Source organism: Streptosporangium sp. NPDC001559, assembly GCF_042893955.1.
Taxonomy (GTDB): Bacteria; Actinomycetota; Actinomycetes; order Streptosporangiales; family Streptosporangiaceae; genus Streptosporangium.
Window position 1 is genome coordinate 311470 of record NZ_JBIAVG010000009.1, and the last position, 25971, is coordinate 337440.

23 protein-coding genes are annotated in these 25971 nt (G+C 69.5%); 12 read left to right on the plus strand and 11 right to left on the minus strand.

The genetic code is table 11. The features are described from left to right. The first annotated feature begins 31 nt into the window (after positions 1-31). A complete protein-coding gene (recO, locus tag ACFYY8_RS21890; protein ID WP_390043596.1) occupies positions 32-784 on the plus strand; it encodes a DNA repair protein RecO in 753 nt (250 codons plus the stop codon). Beyond that, complete coding sequence (locus ACFYY8_RS21895) at positions 781-1572, plus strand: isoprenyl transferase (protein ID WP_390043598.1); 792 nt, start codon at positions 781-783, stop codon at positions 1570-1572. Before recO ends, ACFYY8_RS21895 begins: the two co-directional genes overlap by 4 nt. A 59-nt stretch (positions 1573-1631) precedes the next feature. Here the strand turns inward: ACFYY8_RS21895 and ACFYY8_RS21900 are convergent, their stop codons facing one another. The 7 genes from ACFYY8_RS21900 to ACFYY8_RS21930 form a co-directional block, all read right to left on the minus strand. Beyond that, positions 1632-2126, minus strand: a complete 495-nt coding sequence (locus ACFYY8_RS21900) for a beta-class carbonic anhydrase (protein ID WP_390043600.1) — start codon at positions 2124-2126, stop codon at positions 1632-1634. A 344-nt stretch (positions 2127-2470) separates the two neighbouring features. Then, complete coding sequence (locus ACFYY8_RS21905) at positions 2471-3019, minus strand: CGNR zinc finger domain-containing protein (RefSeq protein WP_390043602.1); 549 nt, start codon at positions 3017-3019, stop codon at positions 2471-2473. A gap of 135 nt (positions 3020-3154) precedes the next feature. Continuing rightward, entirely contained in the window at positions 3155-3562 is a 408-nt protein-coding gene (locus ACFYY8_RS21910) for a transcriptional repressor (protein WP_352008643.1), read from the minus strand. Next, positions 3559-4392 carry a metal ABC transporter permease gene (locus ACFYY8_RS21915; protein ID WP_390043604.1) on the minus strand — a complete coding sequence of 278 codons (834 nt, stop codon included), beginning with the start codon at positions 4390-4392 and terminating at the stop codon, positions 3559-3561. The genes ACFYY8_RS21910 and ACFYY8_RS21915 overlap by 4 nt, the downstream gene beginning before the upstream one ends. Further along, positions 4389-5141 carry a metal ABC transporter ATP-binding protein gene (locus ACFYY8_RS21920; RefSeq protein ID WP_390043606.1) on the minus strand — a complete coding sequence of 251 codons (753 nt, stop codon included), beginning with the start codon at positions 5139-5141 and terminating at the stop codon, positions 4389-4391. Before ACFYY8_RS21920 ends, ACFYY8_RS21915 begins: the two co-directional genes overlap by 4 nt. A 36-nt stretch (positions 5142-5177) precedes the next feature. Continuing rightward, entirely contained in the window at positions 5178-6110 is a 933-nt protein-coding gene (locus ACFYY8_RS21925) for a metal ABC transporter substrate-binding protein (protein ID WP_390043607.1), read from the minus strand. 73 nt (positions 6111-6183) lie between these two features. Next, positions 6184-6585: a DUF6703 family protein gene (locus ACFYY8_RS21930; protein WP_390043609.1), complete on the minus strand. Its 402-nt coding sequence runs from the start codon at positions 6583-6585 to the stop codon at positions 6184-6186. 86 nt (positions 6586-6671) lie between these two features. Between ACFYY8_RS21930 and ACFYY8_RS21935 the strand changes: the two genes are divergently transcribed. Next, a complete protein-coding gene (locus ACFYY8_RS21935) occupies positions 6672-6950 on the plus strand; it encodes an antibiotic biosynthesis monooxygenase family protein (protein WP_352008647.1) in 279 nt (92 codons plus the stop codon). Between the two features lie 116 nt (positions 6951-7066). After that, the gene (locus ACFYY8_RS21940; protein ID WP_390043611.1) at positions 7067-8452 is read left to right on the plus strand and encodes a glycine--tRNA ligase; all 1386 of its coding nucleotides are present in this window, start codon (positions 7067-7069) and stop codon (positions 8450-8452) included. On the opposite strand, the gene ACFYY8_RS21945 is transcribed toward ACFYY8_RS21940, so the two are convergent. Next, the gene (locus tag ACFYY8_RS21945; protein ID WP_390043613.1) at positions 8442-9224 is read right to left on the minus strand and encodes a hypothetical protein; all 783 of its coding nucleotides are present in this window, start codon (positions 9222-9224) and stop codon (positions 8442-8444) included. The genes ACFYY8_RS21940 and ACFYY8_RS21945 overlap by 11 nt on opposite strands. Positions 9225-9624: 400 nt before the next feature. Between ACFYY8_RS21945 and ppdK the strand changes: the two genes are divergently transcribed. Both ppdK and ACFYY8_RS21955 read left to right on the plus strand, forming a co-directional pair. After that, on the plus strand, positions 9625-12267 hold the full coding sequence (gene ppdK / locus ACFYY8_RS21950; RefSeq protein WP_390043615.1) for a pyruvate, phosphate dikinase: 2643 nt from the start codon (positions 9625-9627) through the stop codon (positions 12265-12267). 118 nt (positions 12268-12385) lie between these two features. After that, entirely contained in the window at positions 12386-13618 is a 1233-nt protein-coding gene (locus ACFYY8_RS21955; RefSeq protein ID WP_390043617.1) for a deoxyguanosinetriphosphate triphosphohydrolase, read from the plus strand. A 15-nt stretch (positions 13619-13633) separates the two neighbouring features. Here ACFYY8_RS21955 and ACFYY8_RS21960 read toward each other — a convergent pair whose 3' ends face one another. Beyond that, positions 13634-14992 (minus strand): glutamate decarboxylase, encoded by a 1359-nt coding sequence (locus ACFYY8_RS21960; protein ID WP_390043619.1) that lies wholly within the window; start codon positions 14990-14992, stop codon positions 13634-13636. Between the two features lie 295 nt (positions 14993-15287). On the opposite strand from ACFYY8_RS21960, the gene ACFYY8_RS21965 reads away from it, so the two are divergent. Continuing rightward, positions 15288-16451: a hypothetical protein gene (locus ACFYY8_RS21965; protein WP_390043621.1), complete on the plus strand. Its 1164-nt coding sequence runs from the start codon at positions 15288-15290 to the stop codon at positions 16449-16451. A gap of 294 nt (positions 16452-16745) precedes the next feature. On the opposite strand, the gene ACFYY8_RS21970 is transcribed toward ACFYY8_RS21965, so the two are convergent. Together ACFYY8_RS21970 and ACFYY8_RS21975 are read right to left on the minus strand one after the other, a co-directional pair. Further along, positions 16746-17963, minus strand: a complete 1218-nt coding sequence (locus ACFYY8_RS21970; RefSeq protein WP_390043623.1) for a cytochrome P450 — start codon at positions 17961-17963, stop codon at positions 16746-16748. Positions 17964-18346: 383 nt separating this feature from the next. Beyond that, entirely contained in the window at positions 18347-19198 is an 852-nt protein-coding gene (locus ACFYY8_RS21975) for a peptidoglycan DD-metalloendopeptidase family protein (RefSeq protein ID WP_390043694.1), read from the minus strand. A gap of 150 nt (positions 19199-19348) precedes the next feature. On the opposite strand from ACFYY8_RS21975, the gene dnaG reads away from it, so the two are divergent. The 5 genes from dnaG (at position 19349) to ACFYY8_RS22000 (ending at position 25968) form a co-directional block, all read left to right on the plus strand. Then, positions 19349-21208 carry a DNA primase gene (gene dnaG, locus ACFYY8_RS21980; RefSeq protein WP_390043625.1) on the plus strand — a complete coding sequence of 620 codons (1860 nt, stop codon included), beginning with the start codon at positions 19349-19351 and terminating at the stop codon, positions 21206-21208. A gap of 185 nt (positions 21209-21393) precedes the next feature. Continuing rightward, positions 21394-22497 carry an RNA polymerase sigma factor RpoD gene (rpoD, locus tag ACFYY8_RS21985; RefSeq protein ID WP_390043627.1) on the plus strand — a complete coding sequence of 368 codons (1104 nt, stop codon included), beginning with the start codon at positions 21394-21396 and terminating at the stop codon, positions 22495-22497. 215 nt (positions 22498-22712) lie between these two features. Next, positions 22713-23597: an iron uptake system protein EfeO gene (gene efeO, locus ACFYY8_RS21990; protein WP_390043629.1), complete on the plus strand. Its 885-nt coding sequence runs from the start codon at positions 22713-22715 to the stop codon at positions 23595-23597. 638 nt (positions 23598-24235) lie between these two features. Further along, a complete protein-coding gene (locus ACFYY8_RS21995) occupies positions 24236-25510 on the plus strand; it encodes a hypothetical protein (protein WP_390043631.1) in 1275 nt (424 codons plus the stop codon). Continuing rightward, positions 25507-25968, plus strand: a complete 462-nt coding sequence (locus tag ACFYY8_RS22000; protein WP_390043633.1) for a hypothetical protein — start codon at positions 25507-25509, stop codon at positions 25966-25968. The genes ACFYY8_RS21995 and ACFYY8_RS22000 overlap by 4 nt, the downstream gene beginning before the upstream one ends. Positions 25969-25971: the final 3 nt, after the last annotated feature.

A 25971-nucleotide genomic window follows, 5' to 3' on the forward strand; every position in this document is an offset into this window, starting at 1 on the left:
GGCATGCCGCCGTGCCATCTAGACTGATCCGGTGAGCCTGTACCGTGACGAGGGCATCGTGCTGCGCACGCACAAGCTGGGCGAGGCAGATCGCATCGTCACCGTCCTGACCAGGCGAACCGGAAAGATCCGGGGCGTCGCCAAGGGTGTGCGGCGGACCATGTCGCGCTTCGGCGCCCGCCTTGAGCCCTTCACCCACGTGGACCTCCAACTCCACACCGGCCGCACGCTCGACGTGATCACCCAGGCCGAGACCATCCGCCCGTACGGCGAGGCCTTCGTGGCCGACTATCCGCGCTACACGGCGGGCAGCGCGATGCTGGAGACCGCCGACCGGCTGATCATGGCGGAGAAGGAACCGGCCCTGCGGCACTTCCTGCTGCTGGTCGGAGGCCTGCGCACGCTGGGCTCCGGGGAGCACGAGGCCAGGCTCGTGCTCGACGCCTACTTCCTGCGCTCACTGGCCGTCGCGGGCTACGCTCCGGCCCTGGAGGAGTGCGCCCGGTGCAGGACGACCTCGGTCAGGGCCTTCGCCATCGTGGCCGGGGGAGTGGTGTGCGGGGCCTGCCGCCCGGCGGGCGCCGCCGTACCGGCCGGGGAGACCATCGCGCTGATGGTCGCCCTGCTCAAGGGCGACTGGCGGAGCGCGGACGCCTCGGAGAGCAGGCACCGCACCGAGTGCAGCGGCCTGGTCGCCGCCTACCTTCAATGGCACCTCGAACACGGCATACGCTCGCTCCGGCATGTGGAGCGGGAGCGCGCAGAAAGGGAACCCGCCACGTGAACGTCCGTCCCCCGGTGCCTCATCCGTCCGGAGCGACCCCGCCGCCCATCCCCCGCGACCTCGTGCCCCGGCACGTGGCGATCGTGATGGACGGCAACGGCAGGTGGGCCAAGCAGCGCGGCCTGCCGCGCACCGAGGGGCACAAGGCCGGCGAGTCGTCGCTGTTCGACGTGATCGAGGGCGCGATCGAGCTGGGCATCCCCTACCTGTCCGCCTACGCCTTCTCCACGGAGAACTGGAAGCGCTCGCCGGACGAGATCCGGTTCCTGATGGGCTTCAACCGCGACGTGATCCGCCGCCGCAGGGACGAGCTCAACGCGATGGGGGTGCGGGTGCGCTGGGCGGGCCGTCCGGGACGGCTCTGGAAGAGCGTCATCAAGGAGCTGCAGGACGCCGAGCGGATGACCGAGGGCAACTCGACACTGACCCTGCAGTTCTGCGTCAACTACGGCGGCCGGGCCGAGATCGTGGACGCGGCGCTGCGCCTGGCGGAGGACATCGCCGCGGGCAGGGTCAAGCCGGGCAAGGTCAAAGAAGAGACCTTCGCCAGATATCTCGACGAGCCGGACATCCCCGACGTCGACCTGTTCGTGCGTTCCTCCGGCGAACAGCGCACCTCCAACTACCTGATCTGGCAGATGGCCTACGCGGAGATGGTCTTCCTGAACCGCCTGTGGCCCGACTTCGACCGCCGCGACCTCTGGGAGGCCTGCGAGCTGTTCGCCAAGCGCGACAGAAGGTACGGCGGAGCCGTGCCGAACCCCGTGGCGCGGGTCCCACTCCCCTGAGACCGGCGTTCCGGGGCCGCCCCCTCCGGGTCAGGGGCGGGCGGGCGTACCCGGTCCTGTCAGGCCTTGACCTCGCGCAGCCGTCCCGTCTCGACCTCGTAGACGAAGCCGCGGACCGAGTCGGTGTGCGGGATGAACGGGTCGTTCTTGATCCGGTTGACGGACTGCAGGACGTCCTCCTCCAGGTCGGGGAAGGCCTCCGGCGCCCAGTCGGGTTTCGTTCCGACCTCGGCCTGGATCTGCCGCTTGAACTCGTCGTCGGTGAAGGTGAGCATGCCGCAGTCGGTGTGGTGGATGAGGATGATCTCCCGCGTGCCGAGCAGGCGCTGGCTGATGGCCAGGCTGCGCCGCTCGTCGGCGGTCACCACACCGCCCGCGTTGCGGATGACGTGCGCGTCGCCCTCGGTGAGACCCAGCAGGCCGTAGGGGTTCAGCCTGGCGTCCATACAGGCCAGCACGGCGACACGGCGCGCCGGAGGCAACGGCAGGTCTCCCTTGTCGAACGCCGCGGCATAACGCTCCGCGTTGGCGAGAAGCTCGTCGGTGACACTCATGAACTCTCCTGTCGGTTTTCACGGCAACGCCACACCCAAACTACCCCCATTGCCTACCTGGTCAATAGGTAATTACAGAGAGTGCCCCCCAAGAATTCCGCTCAGGTTCTCCTGATGCCGACCGTGAAGGGTTCGGGCTTGTGCCTTACCGGTGCCGTGTGTGAGGAGTGTCCGGCTTGGGCGCGTCGGTGCTTGGACTGAGGAGCGAAGGAGCGAAGCGGATGAGCGACGAGGGAAAGCGCCGACTCGAAAGCGCCCAAGCCCGCGACGCCGTAGGCGGAGCAAAGAGACACAGCGACGAGGGAAAGCGCCCAAGCCCGCGACGCCGAAGGCGTCGCAAAGAACTACGCCCGCCGGCGCGCCCGGTAAGCCGCCACATGCATCCGGTTCCCGCAGGTGCGGCTGTCGCAGTACACGCGGGAGCGGTTGCGCGACTCGTCCACGAAGACGTTGTCGCAGTCGGGCGCGGAGCAGGTGCGCAGCCGTTCCCACTCGCCTTCGACGAGCAGGTGGGCCAGCGCGACCCCCAGGTCGGCCGACAGGTGTTCGCCGACGGAGGCGCCGGGGGCGAAGTAGTGGACGTGCAGGGGGTGCCCGTCGTGCTCGGTCAGCCGCGGGGTGATGCGGGTACCGCTCAGCAGTGTGTTCAGCCGGATGACCGCCGTCGCCTGGTCCGGGGCGGTGAAGACCTTGTGGAAGGCCTCGCGTGCCGCGCGCACCTGGTTCAGGTCGGCGGAGCAGAGCTCACCGACACCGCTGACCTGGTGGCGCTCCACGAACTCACCGAGCTCCCGCAGATCGGTCAGCCTGTCGGGGCCTCCGGTCGCGGGGGAGGTGTTGATGAGGTCGACCACGGTCGCGAGTGAGTGCACCATGTCATGTCCGAATGGCATGTTGACTCCTGAAGAGGGCGGTTTCGGCGTGGGAGGGCGCGTCCGGCGACTCGCCGTCTCGGACGATTATCCCCCGTAACGCGGGCGTGAGGGGCTTTTCACGGTACGTCAGCCACGCCGTGGCCGGGGCGGTCGTCAGGAGTGACTCACCGCCGCGTGCGTCCTGGCGGCGGTCGAGCAGGAGGCGCAGGTGCCGAAGACCTCGACCGTGTGCGTGACGTCGGTGAAGCCGTGCTCGGCCCCGACCGTCTCGGCCCAGCGTTCGACCGCGGGCCCGGCGACCTCGACGGTCCTGCCGCAGCGGCGGCAGACGAGGTGGTGGTGATGGTCGCCGCTGGCGCAGGCGCGGTAGACGGACTCACCGTCGTCGGTCCTGAGCATGTCGACGTGGCCGCTGTCGGCCAGGGCCTGCAACGCCCGGTAGACGGTCGTCAGGCCTATCTTGGCGCCCTCGGCGCGCATCTCGGCGTAGACGTCCTGCGCGCTTCGGAAGCCCTCGCTGTGGCGGAGGACGTCATGGACGGCATCGCGTCTGCTGCTCATGGATTGGACTCCTGTGGTCGGCTTCGGCGTACGAATCTACCGAGCGCGAGGGCCAGGACGAACCCTCCGAGCGCTATGACAACAATGATGGCGCCCGATGGCACCTTGACATAAAAGGAGGAAGTCAGCCCGCTGACCGTGGAAACCATCCCGAAGACCATGGACAGCAGCATCGTGCTCCTGAAGCCCCGGGTGAGTTGCTGGCTGGTGGCGACCGGGACCACCATCAGCGCGCTGACCAGGAGCAGGCCGACCACGCGCATCGCGATGACCACGGTCAGCGCCGCGGTGACGGCGATCAGCAGGCTCAGGAAACGCACCGGCAGCCCCGACGTCCTGGCGACCTCCTCGTCCTGGCAGAGCACGTACAGCTCGCGGCCGAAGAAGACGACGACGCACAGGACGGCGACCGCGAGCAGGGCGATCACCCAGACGTCCTCGACGCTGACGCTGCTGATCGAGCCGAACAGGTAGTACAGCAGGCTGGAGTTGCTGCCTCCGGGGGCGAGCGAGATGAGCAGCACGCCTCCGGCGATGCCGCCGTAGAACAGCAGGGCGAGCGCCACGTCGCCGCCTGTCCTGCCGCGCTCGCGGACCAGTTCGATGGCCACCGCACCGAGCACCGACACCACGACGGCGGTCAGCACGGGGGCGGTGCCGGTCAGGAAGCCGAACGCGACACCGGTGAGCGCGACGTGCCCGATGCCGTCGCCGAGCAGGGCCAGCCTGCGCTGCACGATGAAGGTGCCGATGGCCGGGGCGGCGAGACCGACCAGCAGCGCGGCGATCAGTGCCCGCTGCATGAACTCGTACTGCAGAAGGTCCATCACGACGTCGGTCTCCAGTCGAGCGAGCTCAGCGGTTTGCCCGCCTCATGCGGGTGGACGTGGTCGTGGCCGGGCAGCGCGTGCGCGCCGACCGCGTGGGGCGGCGCGCCGTCGTGGCACACGAATCCGTTCCTGAGCACGACGGCCCGGGTGATGAGCGGTTCGAGCGGGCCGAGCTCGTGGGCGACCAGCAGGACCGTCTTGCCCTGGGCGACCAGGGAGGTCAGGGTGTCGGCCAGCAGCTGCTGGCTCTGGGCGTCGACGCCCGCCGTCGGCTCGTCCATGACGAAGGTGTCGGGTTCGCCCGCCAGGGCGCGGGCGATGAGCACCCGCTGCTGCTGTCCGCCGGACAGGGCCTGGACCGGGTCGCCCGCCCTGTCGGCCATGCCGACGGCCCGCAGAGCCATGGAGGTCGCCTCTTTGTCGGCGGCGCCGGTCAGGCGCAGGCGCCGCTGCCTGGCGATCCTGCCGGAGGCGACGACCTCGCGGATGGTGGTGGGCACGCCGCCGCCGACCGAGAGCCGCTGGGGCACGTACCCGATCCGCCACCACTGCCTGAACCGGGCGGGCGGCGTGCCGTACAGCAGGGTGGTGCCGCCGGACAGGGGGACGAGGCCGAGCAGGGCGCGGATGAGGGTGGACTTGCCCGAGCCGTTCGCGCCCAGCACGGCCACCACCTCACCGGCTCCGATGGTCAGGTCGACGCCCCGGAGCACCGGGCGGCGGTCCAGGCTGACCTGGCCGCCGCTCATGCTGAAAACCGTTTCGATGGATGTCACGTGTCGCCTTTACGAGCAGCCGAGCGCCGTCTGGAGCGCACTGAGGTTCTGGCGCATGGCGGACAGGTAGTCGCCGTTCGCCGGCTGGCTTTCGACCGGGTCCAGAACGGCGGTCCTGGCGCCGATCTCGGTGGAGAGGACCTCGGCGACCTTCGGGCTGACGAGGGCCTCACTGAAAATCGTAGTCACTTTCTCCTGCTTGGCCACTTTCGCCACCTCGGCGAGCCGGGCGGGGGAGGGCTCGGTCTCCGGGTCGATGCCGTTGATCCCGATCTGGCGGAGCTTGTAGCGGTCGGCGAGGTAGCCGAACGCGGCGTGACTGGTGACGATCGCCGTCGAGGAGCACCCGCTCAGGCCCCGTGACATCTCACCGTCCAGGGTGGTGAGGTCGGCGACGGTCGCGGCGGCCCGGTCCCGGTAGCCCTTGGCGTGGGCCGGGTCGGCCTCGGCGAGCCTGTCGCCGAGCTTGGTGGCGATCGTGGCCATCCGGGAGGGGTCGAGCCAGACGTGCGGGTCGTGGGCGGCGTCGCCCGTCTCGCCCCCGTCCTGTTCCCCGGCCGACGAGGGGGACGAGGGAGACGAGGGGATGGTCTTGACCAGGGAGGCGACGTCGAGGCCCCGGCCGGCCGCGTGCTGTTCGACGGCCTCGTCCACCGCGGGCTGCACGTCCTTGACGTAGACGACGAGACCGGTCTCCTCGATGCCGGCGACCTGGACGGGGGACAGTTCGAGGTCGTGCGGCTCGACTCCGGGTTTGGTCAGGGCGGTGACGGTGGCGTCGGGGCCGCCGATCCGCTCCGCCAGCCACTGCAGGGGGTACATGGCCGCGGTGATGTCGGTCTTACCTCCCTGTGCTCCGGCCGGTCCTGCCTGGCCGGAGCCGCAGGCGGTGGTGACGGTGAGGACGGCGGTGAGAGCGGCGAGCAGACTTGCTGTGCGCATGTGCATACGTCGGGAGGAGCCGGACATCATGCTCACCAGTATGCGCGTAAATGAAAATGGTTGTCAAAATCGTCTAGAACGCCCCGAATCTGTCGGCGACCAGCAGGAGCAGGAAGGTCAGCAGGGCGACGCGCAGGATGCGCCCCCTGACGCCGAGGGAGGGCCACGACATGTAGGCCAGCCAGCCGACGAACCCGATCACCGGCAGTACCGCGATCCCGCCGAGGAAGGACGGCACGGCGAACCCGGCCAGCAGCAACGCCACCAGGACCACCGGCAGGATCCAGCGGGGAAGCTGGAAGAGGAAGACGAGCGGGGCCGCGCTGCGCCGTTCGACCTCGCGCCGCAGCCCCGTGGCTCCGGGCGTGAAGAACTGCTCGCCGGGCGGCAGCGGACGGGGGCCTTTCGCCGCGCCCCGGGCGGGGCGGGGCCTGGCCATCGGGTGTGCGGGGCGCTCACGGCGTTTTTCGGCCACGGCCCGAGCCTAACGCCGTGACCCCTCCCGGCGGCAGCTCCCGCACCGATGCGCGGGGGCGGGAGGGGCTCTGGCATTCTGGGCGGATGCTCGCTCTCATCCGTTACTCGGTGCCCGCAGGCCGTACCGGGGAGTTCCTCGCCCAGGCGCACGACATCGTCGACACCCTGGCGGGGCAGCCGGGATACGTGCGCGGGCGCGTGGTCAGGTCGGTGGACGAGCCCGAGTTGTGGGCGCTGGTCAGCGAGTGGGAGGGGGCCGGGTTCTACCGGCGCGCGCTCGGCGCGGCCAGGATGGCGATGTACCCGCTGATGCCCCTGATGCTCAACGAGCCCAGCGCCTTCGAGGACGCCGAACGTCCGTAGGACCCGCCGCACGGGCGGCGTGAGGGGTAATGCGCGTCTGGCGCCGGTGCGGCTCCCCTAAGCTGGGGTCTCGACCAATTCCTCGCCGACCTCCAGCCGGATGGAGATTTTCCCTTATGGCACGCCGTACGGACATCATGGACACCATCGTCAGCCTCGCCAAGCGACGTGGGCTCGTCTACCCCTCCAGCGAGATCTACGGTGGCCTCCGGGCCTCCTGGGACTACGGACCACTGGGGGTGGAGCTCAAGAACAACGTGAAGCGGCAGTGGTGGAAGACCATGGTGCAGGGCCGCGACGACGTCGTCGGTCTTGACTCCTGCGTGATCCTCGCCCGCGAGGTGTGGCAGGCCAGCGGCCACGTGGAGACCTTCACCGACCCGCTGACCGAGTGCCAGTCGTGTCACAAGCGCTACCGGGCCGACCACCTTGAGGAGGCCTACGCCGAGAAGCACGGCAAGCAGCCCGCCGAGGGCCTGGCCGACATCACCTGCCCCAACTGCGGCAACAAGGGCGCCTTCACCCAGCCCAAGCAGTTCAGCGGCCTGCTGAAGACCTACCTCGGCGCCGTCGAGGACGAGTCCGGCCTGGCCTACCTGCGCCCGGAGACCGCGCAGGGCATCTTCATCAACTACCTCAACGTGCAGCAGTCGGCGCGCAGGAAGATCCCGTTCGGCATCGGCCAGGTCGGCAAGTCGTTCCGCAACGAGATCACCCCCGGCAACTTCATCTTCCGCACCCGCGAGTTCGAGCAGATGGAGATGGAGTTCTTCGTCAAGCCGGGCAGCGACGAGGAGTGGCACCAGTACTGGATCGACGAGCGTTTCCGCTGGTACACCGACCTGGGCATCACCCCGGAGAACCTGCGTCTGTACGAGCACCCCAAGGAGAAGCTCTCCCACTACTCCAAGCGGACCGTCGACATCGAGTACCGCTTCAACTTCACCGGTGGCGAGTGGGGTGAGCTGGAGGGCATCGCCAACCGCACCGACTTCGACCTGACGGCCCACGGCAAGGCCTCCGGCACCGACCTGAGCTTCTTCGAGCAGGAGACCGGCGAGCGCTACGTCCCCTACGTGATCGAGCCCGCCGCCGGTGTCGACCGCGCCACGCTCACCTTCCTGATCGACGCCTACACCGAGGACGAGGCGCCCAACGCCAAGGGCGTCATGGAGAAGCGCACGGTCATGCGGCTCGACCACCGCCTCGCGCCGGTCAAGGTCGCGGTGCTGCCGCTGTCGCGCAACGCCGACCTGTCGCCGAAGGCGAAGGACCTGGCCGCCCAGCTGCGCCGCCGGTGGAACGTCGAGTTCGACGACGCGGGCGCCATCGGCCGCCGCTACCGCCGTCAGGACGAGATCGGCACGCCGTTCTGCGTCACCGTCGACTTCGACACCCTTGAGGACCACGCGGTGACCATCCGCGAGCGCGACTCGATGACCCAGGAGCGCGTGGCCCTCGACAAGGTCGACGCCTACCTCCGGCAGCACCTCAACGACTGACCCATCCGGCCCCCGCCCCGGCGACCACGGGAGCGGGGGCCGTCTGTGTCCGCGGGGGGTCGGCGTCCTGAGGTCCGGAGCCGCCCGGGACGACCGGCCCGACCAGGGGCGCGACCCCCTGATGTACGGCGACGCAGACCACGAGCCGGTCTTCCGGCCACTCCTCCCGTAGCGGGACGAAGGCCAGCGTGGCCAGCCGGTCCCCGGCGGGACTGTTCTCGAAGAGCGGCTCAAGCCGTTCCCGGCATCCCCGCGCGGCCGTCTCCCGCACCTTCGCGTCGCCCGGCCAGATCCCGGGGGGTAACAGGAACCTGGCCAGCACCTCGCCATCGTGCGGGGCCGAACAGCTCACCAGGGGCAGGATTCCGCTGTTCTTGTCGGAGGTCGTGCTGTCGGAGACCTCGTTGACGCAGGTGCCGAGCCGTACGTCGTCGATGTAGGTGACGGCGCCGGGCTCCTGTGACCGTTCGGCGGAGGCCGGGCCTGAGGAGGCCAGGGCGCCCGGCCCGGGGCGTGACAGCAGACGAGGCACGAGGACGGCCAGACCGGCGAGCAGGGCGGCCAGGGCGAGCGTCCCCGTCAGAACCCAGGCGACGACCCTTCTCGTACGGCGCCCCGCCCGCGCGGCCCGCCTCGGGTCGGCCTGCTCCCCGGCAGGGGCCGCCCAGCCGGGCCGCCCCGCCTCCCACGGCGGCCTGGCCGTCTGTCGTTCCTCCTCGCGGCTGTCCGGCCTGGCCCAGGGATGGTCGTTCCTCGCTTCGCCACTACTCATCACAAAGGTGACAATCCCATGCGAAGCCGGGGTGAGCCAGGAGATCTTCGACAATCGGGACCCGGTCGTTTCCCGTGTGGCCTCGGGAACGTGTGTGACGCGCGTTACATCGGATGCGCGGGAAGGCCGTTCCGTACCCCATACCCCATGGGTTGAACCCTCCGTGAACGCGTTTGAATGCTGAGACAATTGGTTTATACCAATTGGTTTATACCAATTCTTGGGGTGGCCCATATCACTGCGGCTTTGCTGCTCATTTAAATTGGATTAGACCGCTACGTAGCCTTCTACCTGGGCAAACGCTCTTTCGTGGGGTGGGTGGCGTTTCGTCTTCTTCTGCGTCGGTAGAGTCCAACCAAGGCGGGACCACACGTCATTTGAAGTCGCAGAAGGAGCAACCGTGCCCAAGTACGTTTACGACTTCACCGAGGGCAACAAAGATCTCAAGGATCTGCTCGGCGGTAAGGGGGCCAACCTGGCCGAGATGACCAATCTCGGGTTGCCGGTGCCCCCCGGCTTCACCATCACCACCGACGCGTGCCGCCGTTTCCTTGAGGACGGCGGGCTCCCCGAGGGGCTGGACGAGGAGATCTCCCGGCACCTGACGGCGCTGGAGGGCCGGATGGGCAGGCGTCTCGGCCAGGCCGACGACCCCCTGCTGGTCAGCGTGCGCTCCGGGGCCAAGTTCTCCATGCCGGGCATGATGGAGACCGTCCTGAACATCGGGCTCAACGACCAGTCCGTGCACGGCCTGGTCAAGCAGGCCGGGGGCAACGAGCGCTTCGCCTGGGACTCCTACCGGCGCCTCATCCAGATGTTCGGCAAGACCGTCCAGGGCATCGACGGTGAGCTGTTCGACGAGGCCCTGGAGGAGCTCAAGAACGGCCGTGACGACCTGGAGCTCGAGGCCGCCGACTTCCAGCGCCTGGTCGAGATCTACAAGGGCATCGTCCGCGAGCGGACCGGCCAGGACTTCCCCGCGGACCCGCACGAGCAGATGCGCATGGCCGTGATGGCGGTCTTCGAGTCGTGGAACGCCCCGCGCGCCATCCTCTACCGCCGTCAGGAGCGCATCCCCGCCGACCTGGGCACGGCCGTCAACGTGTGCTCGATGGTGTTCGGCAACTGCGGCATGGACTCGGGCACCGGCGTCGCCTTCACCCGCGACCCCGGGAGCGGCCACCAGGGTGTCTACGGCGACTACCTGCAGAACGCCCAGGGTGAGGACGTGGTCGCGGGCATCCGCAACACCATGCCGCTGCAGGATCTGGAGCGCCTCGACAAGGCCGTCTACGACGAGCTCATGAAGATCATGGAGACGCTGGAGAACCACTACCGCGACCTGTGCGACATCGAGTTCACTGTCGAGCGCGGCAAGCTGTGGATGCTCCAGACCCGGGTGGGCAAGCGGACCGCGGGGGCGGCCTTCCGCATCGCCGTACAGCTGGTCGACCAGGGCCTGATCGACCTCGACGAAGCCGTGACCCGGGTGAACGGCGCCCAGCTGGCCCAGCTGATGTTCCCGCGCTTCGACGGCGACGCGAAGAGCGCCAGGATCACCACCGGGATGAACGCCTCGCCCGGCGCCGCCGTCGGCAAGGCCGTCTTCTCCTCCGCACGGGCCGTCGAGCTGGCCGCGGCGGGCGAGGCCGTCATCCTGGTCCGCCGCGAGACCAACCCCGACGACCTGGCGGGCATGATCGCCGCCCAGGGCGTGCTCACCAGCCGGGGCGGCAAGACCTCCCACGCCGCGGTCGTCGCCCGGGGCATGGGCAAGACCTGCGTGTGCGGCGCGGAGGAGCTTGAGGTCTCCACCAAGGAGCGCAGGTTCACCGCCCCCGGCGGCGTCGTGGTCTCCGAGGGGGACGTCATCTCCATCGACGGATCGAGCGGCGCGGTCTACCTCGGCGAGGTGCCCGTCGTCCCCTCCCCGGTCGTCGAGTACTTCGAGGGCGCGACCGACCAGGACGACGAGCTGGTCGCGGCCGTGCACCGCATCATGACCCACGCCGACGCCGCCAGGCGGCTGAAGGTGCGGGCCAACGCCGACAACGCCGAGGACGCCTCCCGCGCCCGCAGGTTCGGCGCCGAGGGCATCGGGCTGTGCCGTACCGAGCACATGTTCCTCGGGGACCGCAGGCAGCTGGTGGAGGACCTCGTCCTGGCCTCCTCCGAGGAGGAGCGCGACCGGGCGCTGGCCGCCCTCGAACCGCTGCAGAAGGCGGACTTCGTGGAGATCTTCCAGGCGATGGCGGGCCTGCCCGTCACGATCCGGCTGATCGACCCGCCGCTGCACGAGTTCCTGCCCGACTACACCGAGCTGTCGGTCAAGGTGGCCCTCGCCGGGGACCAGGCCGAGGAGAAGGACCGCAGGGTGCTGGCCGCGGTCAAGCGCCTGCACGAGCAGAACCCCATGCTCGGCCTGCGCGGTGTACGGCTCGGCCTGGTCATCCCCGGCCTGTTCGCCATGCAGGTCAGGGCGATCGCCGAGGCCGCCAAGGCCGTGGAGGGCGCCCGCGCCGAGATCATGATCCCGCTGGTCGGCGCGGTCCAGGAGCTGGAGCACGTCAGGGACGAGGCGCGGCGGATCCTGGCCGAGGTCGGCGTCGAGGCGCTGGTCGGCACGATGATCGAGGTGCCCAGGGCGGCGCTGACCGCGGCGCAGATCGCCGAGGCCGCGGAGTTCTTCTCCTTCGGCACCAACGACCTGACCCAGATGACCTGGGCCTTCTCCCGGGACGACGTGGAGGCGGCGTTCTTCTCCAAGTACCTGGAGCTCGGCGTCTTCGGTGTCTCGCCGTTCGAGTCGCTGGACCGCGACGGAGTCGGCAGGCTCGTGCGGATCGCCGCCGAGGAGGGACGCGCGACCAGGCCCGACCTCAAGCTCGGCATCTGCGGCGAGCACGGCGGCGACCCGGACTCCATCCACTTCTGCCACCAGGCCGGGCTCGACTACGTGTCCTGCTCGCCGTTCCGCATCCCCGTCGCCCGTCTTGAGGCGGGCCGTGCGGCCCTGGTGAGCACGGGTTCGGACACCCGCTGACGGATCGTGCGCCCCGGCCTCTTCCCTGGAGGGAGAGGCCGGGGTTTCCAGGAGTCACCAGGTGTTTCCACGACGTTTCGCATAGGTGGCACCTTTCCTGGATAAAATCACTGCACTTATGCACGCTTATGACGAGCATGACCAGGCCAGATGGGTGCCGGAACCGCCCGGCAACCCCGAACGAAGCCCGTTCGAACGCGATCGGGCGCGGGTGCTGCACAGCGCGGGGCTGCGCAGGCTCGCCGCCAAGACCCAGGTGGTCGGACCGGCGGAGACGCTCGGCAGCGGGCAGCACATTCCGCGCACCCGGCTGACCCACTCCCTGGAGTGCGCGCAGATCGGCAGGGAGATGGGCCAGGCCCTGCGCAGGGACCCCGACCTGGTCGAGACCGCGTGCCTGGCCCACGACCTGGGGCATCCGCCGTTCGGGCACAACGGGGAGACCGCGCTCAACGAACTGGCCGCCGGGTGCGGCGGGTTCGAGGGGAACGCGCAGAGCCTGCGCCTGCTGACCCGTCTTGAGGCCAAGGTCCTCACCGAGGACGGCCGCAGCGCCGGACTCAACCTCACCCGGGCCTGCCTGGACGCCGCGACCAAGTATCCCTGGACCAGGGAGCGAAGCCCCAAGTACTGCGCCTACCCGGAGGACATGGCGGTCTTCGAGTGGATCAGGCGGGGCGCCCCCGAGGGCAGCGTCAGCTTCGAGGCCCAGATCATGGACTGGGCCGACGACGTCGCCTACTCGGTGCACGACCTGGAGGACGCCCTGCACTCCGGCGCCGTCATGCCGCAGGTGCTGCGCGACCCGGCGGAGCGCGGGGGCGTCTGCGCGACGACCCGTGCCTGGTACGCCCCCGACGCCGCGCCCGCGGAGCTCGACGACGTCCTCGGCGGGCTGTTCGCCCTGCCGCTGTGGCCCCGCCACTTCGACGGCACGCTCGCCGACCTCGTCGCGACCAAGGCGCTCACCAGCTCCCTCATCGGTCACCTGTGCCGCTCCGCGCAGGAGGCGACCCGCGAGGCGTACGGCGAGGCCGCGGGACGCCACGGCGCCAACCTGGTCGTCCCCCGGCGCACCCGTCTCGAATGCGCCCTGCTGAAGGGGCTGACCGCGCACTACGTGATGACCAGCGACGCGCACAGCGCCAACCAGGCCAGGCAGCGTGAGATCGTCCGCGACCTCGCCCACCTGATCATGCTCGGCGCGCCGCTCACCCTGGAACCCGCGCTGCGTCCCGCCTTCACCAGGGCGGAGACCGACGCCGGGCGGCTGCGGGTGGTCGTCGACCAGATCGCCTCGCTCACCGACACCTCCGCGCTCACCTGGCACCGGCGCCTGTCGGGCGGCTGAGCCACGGCTCGTGGTTCAGTGGTGGAATCCTGGCCTGTGCTCCGCCCCGCCGCCCCGGTGGAGCCGGTCCAGGCAGCGCCGGATGTCCTCGGCGAGCAGGGAGACCTCGTCACGGCCGATGCCGTGCCTGATCAGCACCCGCTGGACGACCGTCTCCTGCCGGTCGGGCGGCAGCGGGTAGGAGGGAACCTGCCAGCCCCTGGTGCGCAGCTGTTCTGACAGGTCGTAGAGGGAGAAGCCGGGGTCGGGACCGGCCAGGGTGTAGGAGACCGCGGGCAGGGCGCCCCGGCCGTCGTAGAGCAGTTCGAACGGCCCCATCTTGGCGATCCGGTCCGCCAGGAACCGCGCGGTGTCCAGGCACGCCCGCTGGACCCTGCGGTAGCCCTCCCGGCCCAGCCGCAGCATCGTGTAGTACTGGGCGACGATCTCGCCGCCGGGACGGGAGAAGTTGAGGGCGAACGTCGGCATCTCACCGCCCAGGTAGCCGACGTCGAAGATCAGGTCCTTCGGCAGCAGGTCGGCCGAGCGCCACACGATCCACCCGACGCCGAGCGGCGCCAGGCCGTACTTGTGGCCGGAGGCGTTGATGGAGGCGACCCGTTCGAGCCGGAAGTCCCACGGCAGGTCGGGCTGGACGAACGGGGCGACGAACCCGCCGCTGGCGGCGTCCACGTGGATCGGCACGTCCAGGCCCGTCTCGGTGTGGATCGCGTCGAGTTCCCCGGCGATGCCGGCGACCGGTTCGAAGTCACAGGTGTAGGTGACGCCCAGGATCGCCACGACGCCGATCGTGTTCTCGTCGACGTAGTCGCGTAGCTGGTGCGGGCGGAGACCGGTCGCGTCGCGTTCGAGCGGCACCTGCCGCAGCTCGACGTCGAAGTAGCGGGCGAACTTCTCCCAGCAGACCTGCACCGGGCCGCAGACCAGGTTGGGGCGGTCGGTCGGCTTGCCGTCCTCCCGGCGGCGACGGCGCCATCTCCACTTGAGCGCCAGCCCCCCGAGCATCGCCGCCTCACTCGACCCGGTCGTCGAGCAGCCCATCGTGCCCACGCCGTCGGGGGAGTTCCACAGGTCGGCCAGGATGTGCACGCACCGGGACTCGATCTCGGCCGTCTGCGGGTACTCGTCCTTGTCGATCATGTTCTTGCCGAGGCAGAGATCCATCAGACGATGGGTCTCCTCGTCGCTCCAGGTGGTGCAGAACGTCGCCAGGTTCTGCGCGGAGTTCCCGTCGAGCAGGAGTTCCGAGCTGACGAGGTCGTAGACCGCGCGCGGTTCGGCGGGGGAGTCGGGAAGGCGGCGTTTCGGCAGCGGCCGTTCGCTCAGCGGCGAGGTGTACACGTCGTCCCAGGAGGTGACCTTGTGCAGGGGCATGTGGATCTCCTGTTCGCCGGGCCAGGCCCGGTCGGCGGTACGGTGCCGGGGTCCATCGGCTACCTACCCGACCGGCAAACGCCACAAAGTCCGACGAAATTCACGAATGGCCCAAGAGGATTGTGCGGTGCTTGTTCGCGGTCGGCGTTCCGGTATGTCGGGAAACCTGTGGTTTATGGCTGGATCAAGGATTGTCGGAGTTTCCCGGTCATGGTTACGTGAACCCATCGGGGACGGGCGCGCGTTCCGGTGACGCGCACGGGACGCGACGCCCTTCGACCAGTGAGGGGAACGCATGCGAGTCTTCAACGGGCTGCTCGTCGGTGTGCTCGTCGCCGCCGCCCTGGCCCTGTTACCCACCTCCGCCGCGCAGGCCCAGGTGTGTCAGCACCGTACGGGCGTCAGTCACGGCGGCGGGATCTTCCCGAACACGTTCACCGAGGACTCCGTCTGCGGCAACCAGACGGGAGCCCCGGTCCACGCGACTCCGGACGGCTCGTCGCCGCAGGTGGGGGTCATGGACACCGCCCAGAGCTGGTTCCTGTGCTGGACGCGCGGCCAGCAGCACGGCGGTGGCAACAACGTGTGGTACTACACCCAGGGCGACCGTGTGGTGAGCAACCCGGAGCGGCACGGCTACGGCTTCGTGCCCGCGCTCTACCTGAACACCTCACTGGACCCGGACGACGCCAGGCTCGCCCAGTGCCCGCCGCTGCCCGCCGAGCGCTCGACCGCCTACATGGTCTACGACCGTGTCACCGGCACGTCCGTGCGCAGCGAGGAGCACAAGAGGTTCCGCTCCGCCTCGCTGGTGAAGCTGCTCATCGCCCTCGACTACCTCGAAACCCTCGGCCCGGGTACGGCGGTGCCCACCGCCGACGCCCAGCTGCTGCAGAGCATGCTGCGTTCGAGTAAGGACAGCGCCGCGAGCACCCTGTGGGTGCGTGGCGGCTGGGAGACGATCGTGAGCCGGATGGTGACCAAGATCGGCCTGACCGACACGGCGCCGCCGGCCGACCGGGGGATGTGGGGCTACACCGAGATCAGCGCCGCCGACGTGGTGAAGATCTACCGCTACATCCTGGAGAGAGCCGACCCGTCCTTCAGGAACCTCATCATGGGGCACCTGCGCCAGGCCACCCGGTGCGCGGACGACGGCTGGGACCAGTACTTCGGCATCCCGCGCGCCGTCTCCGCCCCCTGGGCCGTCAAGCAGGGCTGGTCCGCCTTCGACGAGGACCCGCGGTGCCCGGTGGCGGCCGGTACGCGGAGCCCGTCCGCCCGTACGGCGAGTGTCGACCTGGCCAGCCCCGCGATGCACACCTCCGGGACCCTCTGTGCGAACGACCGGAAGATCATGGTGGTGCTGACCCTCAACCCCCTGGGCACCACCTGGGCCGACGCCGCCTCCCGCATCACCACCCAGGCGGGGACCCTCTACGCGGCGGCACCCTGCTGACAGGGCGAACGCGGAAACCCGGTCTGTAACCCGGTCTGTGGGCCGGAAACGGACCCACAGACCGGGAAGGCGCGTGCCCGGACCTCCACCGTCCGCCCCGAAGAGCACCGGACCCATCCGGACGAGATCGGTGGAGCGGACCTGGGAGCGGCGCTCGTCAGCCGGGGACGGGCTTCGAGGCGGGAGCCCTCCCCGGGACGGGTTGACCATACTTTGTAAAGGCGATTTCCGATGACCGCAGCCTGAACGGCGTGCCTGAGGCCGTCCCGCACGGGCCACCTGACCGCGTACGGGCTACCAGCCCACGGGGAAGGCACGGGTGCCGAAGACCACCCCGTCGTAGTTGAAGGGCAGGTCGGCGTCGTCCCCGATGACGTGGAGAGCGGGCAGGCGGTCGAAGAGGGCGCGGTAGGCGATCTCCAGTTCGGCGCGGGCGAGGTTCTGGCCGAGGCACTGGTGGACGCCGTAGCCGAAGGCCAGGTGGTTGCGGGCGCCCCGGCGGATGTCGAAGTCGTCGGGCCGGTCGAAGACGCGGGGGTCGCGGTTGGCCGAGGCGCCGAGCACGAACATGCCCTCCCCGGCTCGTACGGCCTGGCCTCCGATCTCCATGTCCCGGGTGGCGACCCGGTCGAAGCCCACCCAGTCGACGATCGAGTGGTAGCGCAGCAACTCCTCGACGGCGAAGGGCCAGCCGGTGGGGTCGGCGCGCAGGGCGGCGAGCTGGTCCGGGTGACGCAGCAGGGTGTGCACGCCCAGCGGGATCATGTTCGCGGTCGTCTCGTGCCCGGCGATGAGCAGCAGGAAGACCATGCCGACCAGGGCGTCGTGGGTCAGCTCGCCGGTCTCCCGCCGCGCGGTGACCAGGCGTCCGATGAGGTCGTCGCCCGGCTCGCCCTCCGCCTCGGTGATCAGCCCGTCGAGGTAGTGCCAGACCTCGATGGCGGCGGCGATCCCGTCGGCGGAGGAGCCGACGCCGGTGTCCATCATCTTGCGGGTCCTGGCCCGGAAGAAGTCGCGGTCGGCGTAGGGGACGCCGAGGAGGGTGCAGGTCACCATGGACGGCAGGGCGAAGCCGAAGGCGTCGACGAGGTCGGTCGGAGAGCCCGCCTTCAGCATGTCGTCGATGAGCAGGTCGGTGGCCTCCTGGATGGCCGGGCGCATCTCCTTGACCCGTCGCACGGTGAACTCGGGGATCAGCATCCGCCGGTAGAGGCTGTGCTCCGGCGGGTCCATGTCGATGAACTGGCCGGCCTGGAACCTCCTGCGGATCTTCAGCTCCTCCTCGGAGGGGTCGTCAGGCCGCATCGCGGGCATCGGATGGCCGGGGGACGCCGGATCGGTGCTGACCGTGGGATCGCTGAGCACCTGCTGTGCCTCGGCGTGCCGGGTCACCAGCCAGACCTCGCCCCTGGCGATCCTGGCTCTGACGAGTGGGGCCTGTTCGCGGAGCCGTTCGTACTCGTCCGGGGGAGAAAAAGGACAAGTGCGAGAAATTGGGAAATCTGTCGTCATTTGATCTTGCTCCCAAAGGGCCGCCACATTTGTTCTTTTCGGGAAAACGTAGCAAAAGTTACCTGTCTGTCAAGGTGTCGCTTTTGGGTGGCCGAAAAGGTGATATTTATTTATTGGGGTGATTTCTCGGATTTGGGGATGAGGAATAGTGATCAATCGGCTGGCGGCGCGGTGAAGGAGCCGGTCGCGGTGCGGCCGCGCGCCGGTCACGGGGGTCATGCCGCCCGCGTAAGGGCGTTCCCGCCGCCCGAGGGCCCCGGCGGGTCGCCGTACTCATGGAAACCGTGATATCCCGGCGCGGCTCTTGTGGTCCGTGCCGGCTGTGTGAACGGTGAAAGACGCCGGAAACCCCGTCTCCGGCGGAGAGGACCCGCGGGAACGGGTCAGTTGCCCAGGGGGATCTTCTCCTCGGGCGTCGGGGACGGCTTCTCCGGCTTGTCCGTCGAACCGGGCTTGGAGGCGCACAGGGTCGAGCACTTGGGGGAGGCGCCGACCCGGTTCATCACGGTCCGCGACTCCTCGGCGGGCGAGAGCGTGCGGTTGCCGTCCAGCCAGGCGTCCAGGTAGTTCCACGGCGGGACCATGCCGCGCCGTACCCACCAGAGGGAGTGGTCGGTCTTCCAGGAGATCGCGAAGTAGAGGTTGCTCGCGGTCGAGCGGGCGTTGCCCGAGTTGCCGACCTGACCGAGGACCTGACCCGCGGAGACCCTGACGCCGGGCTTGATCCCCGGAGTGATCCTGTCCAGGTGGCCGCCGAGGTAGCGCACGCCGTCGTCACCGATGACCGTGACGAAACGGCCCTCCCGGTCGGGGCCCCGGTCGGTCGAGGGCTTCCACCGGTTCTTGGCGTTGACCTCGTCGACCACCCCGTTCACCGGGGAGACGAACGAGCAGCCCTTCCCGGTCCAGATCGTGGTCTTCGGCAGCACGAGAAGCCTGCTCTCGTAGCTCACCCTGCAGTCCTTGACCGGGAAGACGTAGCTGAAGTTCGACAGTTTCGGCGGTGGGACCCGCACCGGGTCGTCGCCCGCCGGTCGGGTCACACTCGCCTGCGCGGCGGGCGCCGGGGACGGGGTGGGAATCGTCGCCGTGACCTTTCCCGGCCCTGTGGCCGCGACCTCCGCCGCGGGGGGAAGGGTGCTGACACCCGCGACCCCTCCCGGGGACGCGCAGGCCCCGGTGGCGAGCAGAACGCCCATCGCCACACTCAGTCGAGCTATGTGCCCCGATCGCATGATCTCCACCAGGCTAACGTTATCGATAACCAGCCTTTACCTTTGTAGCCGACCTTCCGATTGGTCACGACCTGTTCGGGAAAGTCGGCGTCCCAGCCGGGGCCGCTCCGGGACGCCCGGGATGTCGGAGGACCGCACTAGACTCACGGCGTGGCAGGCCGGATCAGTGACGAGGACATCGCGCTCGTGCGGGAGCGCTCGCCGATCGCGGACATCGTGGGTGAGCACATCCAGCTCCGCAACGCGGGCGGCGGCAACATGAAGGGACTGTGTCCCTTCCACGACGAGAAGAGTCCCTCCTTCAACGTCACCCCCGCCCGCGGCTACTGGTACTGCTTCGGCTGCGCCGAGGGCGGCGACGTCATCACCTTCGTCCGCCGTCTTGAGCACCTGTCGTTCGGTGAGGCCGTCGAACGGCTGGCCAACCGGGCCGGCATCCAGCTGCGCTACGAGCAGGGCGGCTACGTCCCCGGGCGCGAGCAGGGGGAGCGCAGCCGTCTCATCGAGGCGCACCGGGCGGCGGCGGAGTTCTACACCGAGCGGCTCTCCTCCCCGGAGGCCGCGGCCGGGCGCAGGTTCCTGTCCGAGCGCGGGTTCGAGCGGGCCGACGCCGAGCACTTCGGGGTCGGTTACGCGCCCGCCGAGTGGGAGGCCCTCTCCCGGCACCTGATGGCCAGGGGCTTCACCGCCGCGGAGCTGATCAAGGGCGGCCTGGCGAAGGAGGGACGGCGAGGGCCGATGGACCGCTTCCGCGGCAGGCTCGTCTGGCCGATCCGCGACATCACCGGCGACGTCATCGGATTCGGCGCCCGCAAGCTGAACGACGCCGAGGACGGCCCGAAGTACCTCAACACCCCCGAGAGCCCGCTCTACAAGAAGAGCGAGGTCCTCTACGGCGTAGACCTGGCCAAACGGGAGATCTCCAAGCGGTCCCAGGCGGTGATCGTCGAGGGATACACCGACGTGATGGCCTGCCACCTGTCGGGGGTGCCGACGGCGGTCGCCACCTGCGGAACCGCCTTCGGCCAGGAGCACATCAAGGTGCTGCGGCGGCTGCTGCTCGACCAGTCGGGCTCGCAGGGCGAGGTGATCTTCACCTTCGACGGCGACGCCGCGGGGCAGAAGGCGGCGCTGCGGGCCTTCGCCGACGAGCAGAAGTTCGTCACGCAGACCTTCGTCGCGGTCCAGGGTGACGGGCTCGACCCGTGCGACCTGCGCATCACCCGTGGCGAGGCCGCGGTCCGCGACCTGATCGCCAGCCGGGAGCCGCTGTTCGCCTTCGCCATCCGCAGCGTGATCCTCCGCCACGACGTGAGCACGAACGAGGGCAGACTGTCCGCGCTGGACGCCGCGGCCCCGATCGTGGCCGGCATCAAGGACAGGGCGCTGCGCCAGCTGTACGCCGTCGACCTCGACCGCTGGCTGGGCTTCAACAACGAGCAGTTCGTCGTGGACCGCATCGCCGAGGTCTCCGTCGCCGCCCAGGGGGCGCCGCAGCGTCCGCAGCGGCCCGCCGGGCCGCGCAAGGTCGCCGAGCTGACCGACCCTGCGGTGCGGACCGAGGCGGAGGTGCTGAAGCTGGCCGTGCAGCGGCCCGCGCTGCTGGGGCCCGGTTACGACACGATCGGCGCCGAGGCGTTCACGTTGCCCGAGCACGTCGCCCTGCACAAGCTGATCCTGGAGGCGGGCGGTACGGCCACGGCGGGCCCCGGCGGACGGGAGTGGGTCGACCGGCTGCTCGGCGTGTCGACCGAGGCGCTGCGCCCGCTGGTCACCCGGCTCGCGGTCGAGGGGCTGCGCGTCGACCTGGACGACGAGGAGAGATACGCCTCGGGGATGCTCACCGCGCTCGAACTGATCTCGGTAGAGCGGGCCGTCGAGCAGCTCAAGTCGCAGATGCAGCGGACCAATCCCGTTGAGGAGCAGGAGGGGTTCAACCGGCTGTTCGCCGAGCTCGTCGCGCTCGAACAGCAGCGCCGGGTGCTGAAGGACCGTGCCTCGGGCGGCTGATCACGTAATGTGCTTTGATTTCCATACGGCGATTCGACCAAACCCCAATAAGGTCTCGGTTCGATAATGATCGCCGCCTTACCTTCGGTGACAAAAATAGGTCTGCCATTTAGGGGACCGAATACAGCAGACTGTCTCCCGTGGGTGCATCGGTGCTGCCAAGTGGGCCGCCATCGGTAGACCAGGTGGCCGACCTCGTCGCGAAGGGAAGAGAGCGCGGAAGCGTCACGGTCGATGACGTCGCCGCCGCCCTCGACAAATCCGAGCTGCCGTCGGACGCGCTTGAACGCGTCGTGCGCATGCTCGCCGAACACGGAGTGGAGGTCCTCGAACCACAGGGCGACGAGGACACCGTCCGGTCCGATGAGGAGGATGTCGGTAAGAGAGCCCCGACCAGCGATCTGGTCCGCATCTACCTGCGGGAGATCGGCCGGGTGCCCCTGCTCACGGCGGAGGAGGAGGTGGAGCTCGCCAAGTCCATCGAGGCGGGACTGTTCGCCGAGGACAAGCTGACCAATGTCGTCTCGAGAATGTCCTTCCCCGAGTTCAAGGAGCTCGTGTGGGAGGGCACGCGGGCCAAGCAACGGTTGATCGAGGCCAATCTGCGGCTCGTCGTCTCGATCGCCAAAAGGTACGTCGGGCGCGGGATGTTGTTCCTGGACCTCATCCAGGAGGGCAACCTCGGGCTCATCAGAGCGGTCGAGAAATTCGACTACACCAAGGGATACAAGTTCTCCACGTACGCCACGTGGTGGATTCGCCAGGCGATCACGCGGGCCATCGCCGACCAGGCGCGCACCATTCGCATTCCGGTGCACATGGTCGAGACCATCAACAAACTGGTCCGTGTTCAGCGCCAGCTCCACCAGGACCTCGGCCGTGAGCCGGCGCCCGAGGAGATCGCGCTGGAGATGGACCTGCCGATCGAGCGTGTGATCGAGATCCAGCGCATCGCGCAGGAACCGGTCTCACTGCAGTCGCCCATCGGCGAGGAGGACTCCGACCTCGGCGACTTCATCGAGGACGCCGACGCCGTCGTGCCGATGGAGGCCGCGGCCTTCATCATGCTCCAGGACCAGCTCGACGACATTCTCGCGACGCTGTCCGAACGGGAGCAGCGCATCATCCAGCTGCGCTTCGGCCTGGCGGACGGGCACCCCAGGACGCTTGAGGAGGTCGGCAGGGAGTTCGGCGTGACGCGGGAGCGCATCCGGCAGATCGAGTCGAAGACGCTGGCGAAGCTGCGCCACCCGACCCGCGCCCAGATGCTGCGCGACTACCTGGACTGAGTGTCCCGTACGGCGGAGGCCCCCGGAGAACCCGTTCCGGGGGCCTCCGCCGTACCTCGGAGGCGTTGGTCTTTTGCCGGGAAGCGGGCGGGTTCGAGGAGTTCCTCCCCGCCGTTCCTGCTGAGGATCTCCGGGTGCTTCGGCACGTCGCCGAGGCTGTGACGTGCGGTTACAGGATTATGGATGCTTCGGGAAAGATCTTCGGGGAGCCGTCCATGTCCGTTGTCCTTCGTCCGGCCGCGGCCTGCGGCCTGCTCGCCCTCGTTCTGGCCGCGTGCGGTACGGCCGGCACCGGCCGCGGCGGCGCCCCGGTCGTCCCGGCCGTGCCCGCCGTCGCGCCGCCGGGCGAGTACACCGCCCAGGAGGTGCTGGAGGCCGCGCGCGTGGTCGGGGAGTACCGGACCTACGCGGAGAAGCGGATCTACGACGCCATCGCCAAGACCGCCAAGTTCGTCAACGCGGTCAAGAAGGGCGACGTGGAGAAGGCGAAGGCCCTCTACGCGCCGAGCAGGGTCGGCTGGGAGAGCGTCGAGCCGGTCGTGGGGGCCTTTCCCGAGATCGACACCAGGGTGGACTCGCGGGAGGCCGACCTCGGCCAGGGCGAGGAGTGGATGGGCTGGCACCGGCTGGAGAAGGCGCTGTGGCGGGCACCGCAGACCCTCAGCCGGGAGGCCGTGTACGGCGACACCCTGCTGGCCGACCTCAGCAGGCTCAGGGTCCTGCTGCCGCACGCGGAGATCACCGTGGCCTCCATGGCGGCCGGGGCGAAGGAACTGCTCGACGAGGTGGCGATCGGCAAGGTGACCGGCGAGGAGGAGACCTTCTCGCACACCGACCTGTGGGACTTCAAGGCCAACGTGGACGGCGCCTTCGAGGTCTACCGGCTGCTGCGGCCGATGGTTTTCCGGCGTGACCCCAAGCTCTCGGCCACCCTGGACACCGAGTTCGCCGACATGCGGGCCCTGCTCGCCAAGCACGCCAGGGGCGACGGGTTCGCCGCCTACAACGACCTGTCGAAGGAGCAGATCAAGGAACTCTCCGACGGGCTCAACGCCCTGGCCGAACCGTTGTCCGATCTGGCCGCGGTGATCTCGGGCTGAGCCGGACAGGTCTCAACAAGCCTCTCAAGGGTCTCTCAGCGGGCCGCCGTCCCCGCCGTCTCCCCCCATCCCGTCCCCGCCGTCCCCGCCGGTTCCCCCCTCGTCGCCCTGGCCCCCTGAGTCTCCAGCGCCCCCTGAGCCGCCTGAGCCGCCGTCTCCGCCTCCGCCGTCACCGCCCCGGCCCCCTCCCCGGTCCTGGCCGTCCCGGCCGTTCTGGCCGCTGTGTGGCGCCTCGCCGGGAGGGGCGGCCGTGCGTCCGGTGCCGGACGTCCCCGATGTCCCGGGTGCTTCCGGTACTGCCGGCGCTTCCGGTGTTCCCGGCGTTCCGGGAGGGGCGGCGTCGGCGAGGGCGGACGACGGCTGGAGGAACACCGTCGGGAACACCGGGGAGAACGCGTTCACGGTGCCGGTGACCGCCAAAGACAATCCACCGATCATGATTTTCCGCTTTATATCCATAAAGCCCCATTTTTGGGGTTCTGCCCGATAGGTGTCTGTCGTACGCCGAATGGCCGATAGGGCGGGCCGCCGGGAAACGGCCCTCGGGGACGCGTGGACGGCCGGGTAGAGACGTGCCAGAAGCATGCAGAAGGGGCGAAGGGCTGTTCTCCCGGCGAATACTGGCCCAGACTGGGCGAATGGAGGGGCGGACAGCGGTGGACGATGTCGCACTCGGACGCGAGGCGTGGTCCGTACTCGACGCCAATCGCGCGGGCGCCGTGACCGTGCCCGCGCCCGGCCTGTATCCGCACCAGTGGAACTGGGACTCGACCTTCGTCGCGATCGGTGTCTCCCGCTGCGACACCCGCAGGGCGGGCACGGAACTGCTCAGCCTTCTGGCCGGGCAGTGGCACACCGGGATGGTGCCTCACATCGTCTTCAGCCGGGGTCTCGCCGACGCCTACTTCCCCGGCCCCTCCGTCTGGAGGTCCGGGGAACACCCCGCCGCCCCCAACGGGGTGCCGACCTCCGGGCTGACCCAGCCGCCCCTGCACGCCCTGGCCACCTGGTGGATGTGGCGGCATGCGAGGAACCGCGAGGAGGCGCTCGGCCTGGTCCGCAGGCTGTACCCCATGCTTGTGGCCCAGCACGACTACCTCACCACGGCCAGGGACCTGGGCGGGGGAGGACTGGCCGCGATCGTCCACCCCTGGGAGTCGGGGATGGACGACAGCCCGGTGTGGGACGCCCCGCTGGACGCCGTGACCCGGGCCTCCGGCGCCCACGGGGAGGAGCCGTTCCCCGACCGCTACGTCTGGCTGGCCCAGCGCTACCGCGACTCCGGCTACGACCCGGCCTACCTGCGCGCGGAGCATCCCTTCGCGGTCGAGGACCCGCTGTTCAACGGGATCTGGCTGGCCTCCTGCCAGGCGCTCGCCGAGCTGGCCCCGCTGGCCGGGGCCGACCCCGCGCCGCACCGGGAGGCGGCCGAGCGGATCCGCGCCGGGCTGCTGGAACGCCTCTGGGGAGGCGAGGCCTTCCACGCCCTCGACCTGCGCTCGGGACGGCTCAACCCGATGTGCACCGTGGGCGCCTTCGGGCCGATGCTCGACCCCGGCCTGCCCGCCGACCGGGTGACCAAGCTGGTCGGGGTGCTCGAATCGGCCCGGTTCATGGGGGCCGCCGGGTACCCCGTGCCCAGCTGCGAGATCCGTGCCACCCAGTTCGACCGGTCGCGCTACTGGCGGGGGCCGTCCTGGGTGAACACCAACTGGCTGCTGCGGCGGGCGGCGGCCGTACACGGGCTGGACGGCCTGGCGCGGCTGCTCGGCGTCTGCACCCTGCGCCTGGTACGGCAGGCGGGCTTCAGGGAGTGCTTCGACCCCTTCGACGGCAGCGGCAGGGGCAGCAGGGACTTCTCCTGGTCCGCCGCGCTCACCCTCGACCTGCTCGCCGATAACGTGGAGGGATGAAGCTCTTCAATCGGACGCCCGCGGGGGTCCGCGCGGTCGTGGCGCCGACCGACCGGGTGCTCACCTACGCCGAGGGGCCCGAAGGCCACGTGGTCGCGACCGACAAGGCGCTCTATCTGGGCGAGACCAGGCTGCCGTGGTTCCGGATCGACCGGGGGGTGTGGGACGAGGAGGGGCTGACGGTCGTCACCACGGAGGGGCGGACGCTCCGGGCGCCGCTGCCCGAGCCGGGGCGGGTGCCGGAGGCCGTGCGGGAGCGGGTCATGGCCTCGATCGTGGTCAGTCAGTACGCCCCGCTGGACGCCAGAGGGGGAGTGCGGCTGGTGGCGAGGAAGACCGACGACGACCAGATGATCTGGGAGTTCGTCTTCGACGCCGGGATGGACCCGCAGGACCCCGGCCTGCGCGCTCTCGCCGAGCAGGCCCTGGAGGAGACGCGCCGCAGTTTCGGCGTCTGAGGG

Excerpts from the sequence above, each read along its gene's own strand:
- ACFYY8_RS21900 (WP_390043600.1), bottom strand. The coding sequence starts at position 2,126 with ATGAGTGTCACCGACGAGCTTCTCGCCAACGCGGAGCGTTATGCCGCG.
- ACFYY8_RS21905 (WP_390043602.1), bottom strand. The coding sequence starts at position 3,019 with ATGCCATTCGGACATGACATGGTGCACTCACTCGCGACCGTGGTCGAC.
- ACFYY8_RS21910 (WP_352008643.1), bottom strand. The coding sequence starts at position 3,562 with ATGAGCAGCAGACGCGATGCCGTCCATGACGTCCTCCGCCACAGCGAG.
- ACFYY8_RS21920 (WP_390043606.1), bottom strand. The coding sequence starts at position 5,141 with ATGAGCGGCGGCCAGGTCAGCCTGGACCGCCGCCCGGTGCTCCGGGGC.
- ACFYY8_RS21925 (WP_390043607.1), bottom strand. The coding sequence starts at position 6,110 with ATGCGCACAGCAAGTCTGCTCGCCGCTCTCACCGCCGTCCTCACCGTC.
- ACFYY8_RS21935 (WP_352008647.1), top strand. The coding sequence starts at position 6,672 with ATGCTCGCTCTCATCCGTTACTCGGTGCCCGCAGGCCGTACCGGGGAG.
- ACFYY8_RS21940 (WP_390043611.1), top strand. The coding sequence starts at position 7,067 with ATGGCACGCCGTACGGACATCATGGACACCATCGTCAGCCTCGCCAAG.
- ACFYY8_RS21945 (WP_390043613.1), bottom strand. The coding sequence starts at position 9,224 with ATGAGTAGTGGCGAAGCGAGGAACGACCATCCCTGGGCCAGGCCGGAC.
- ACFYY8_RS21955 (WP_390043617.1), top strand. The coding sequence starts at position 12,386 with ATGCACGCTTATGACGAGCATGACCAGGCCAGATGGGTGCCGGAACCG.
- ACFYY8_RS21960 (WP_390043619.1), bottom strand. The coding sequence starts at position 14,992 with ATGCCCCTGCACAAGGTCACCTCCTGGGACGACGTGTACACCTCGCCG.
- ACFYY8_RS21965 (WP_390043621.1), top strand. The coding sequence starts at position 15,288 with ATGCGAGTCTTCAACGGGCTGCTCGTCGGTGTGCTCGTCGCCGCCGCC.
- ACFYY8_RS21970 (WP_390043623.1), bottom strand. The coding sequence starts at position 17,963 with ATGACGACAGATTTCCCAATTTCTCGCACTTGTCCTTTTTCTCCCCCG.
- ACFYY8_RS21975 (WP_390043694.1), bottom strand. The coding sequence starts at position 19,198 with ATGCGATCGGGGCACATAGCTCGACTGAGTGTGGCGATGGGCGTTCTG.
- efeO (WP_390043629.1), top strand. The coding sequence starts at position 22,713 with ATGTCCGTTGTCCTTCGTCCGGCCGCGGCCTGCGGCCTGCTCGCCCTC.
- ACFYY8_RS21995 (WP_390043631.1), top strand. The coding sequence starts at position 24,236 with ATGGAGGGGCGGACAGCGGTGGACGATGTCGCACTCGGACGCGAGGCG.
- ACFYY8_RS22000 (WP_390043633.1), top strand. The coding sequence starts at position 25,507 with ATGAAGCTCTTCAATCGGACGCCCGCGGGGGTCCGCGCGGTCGTGGCG.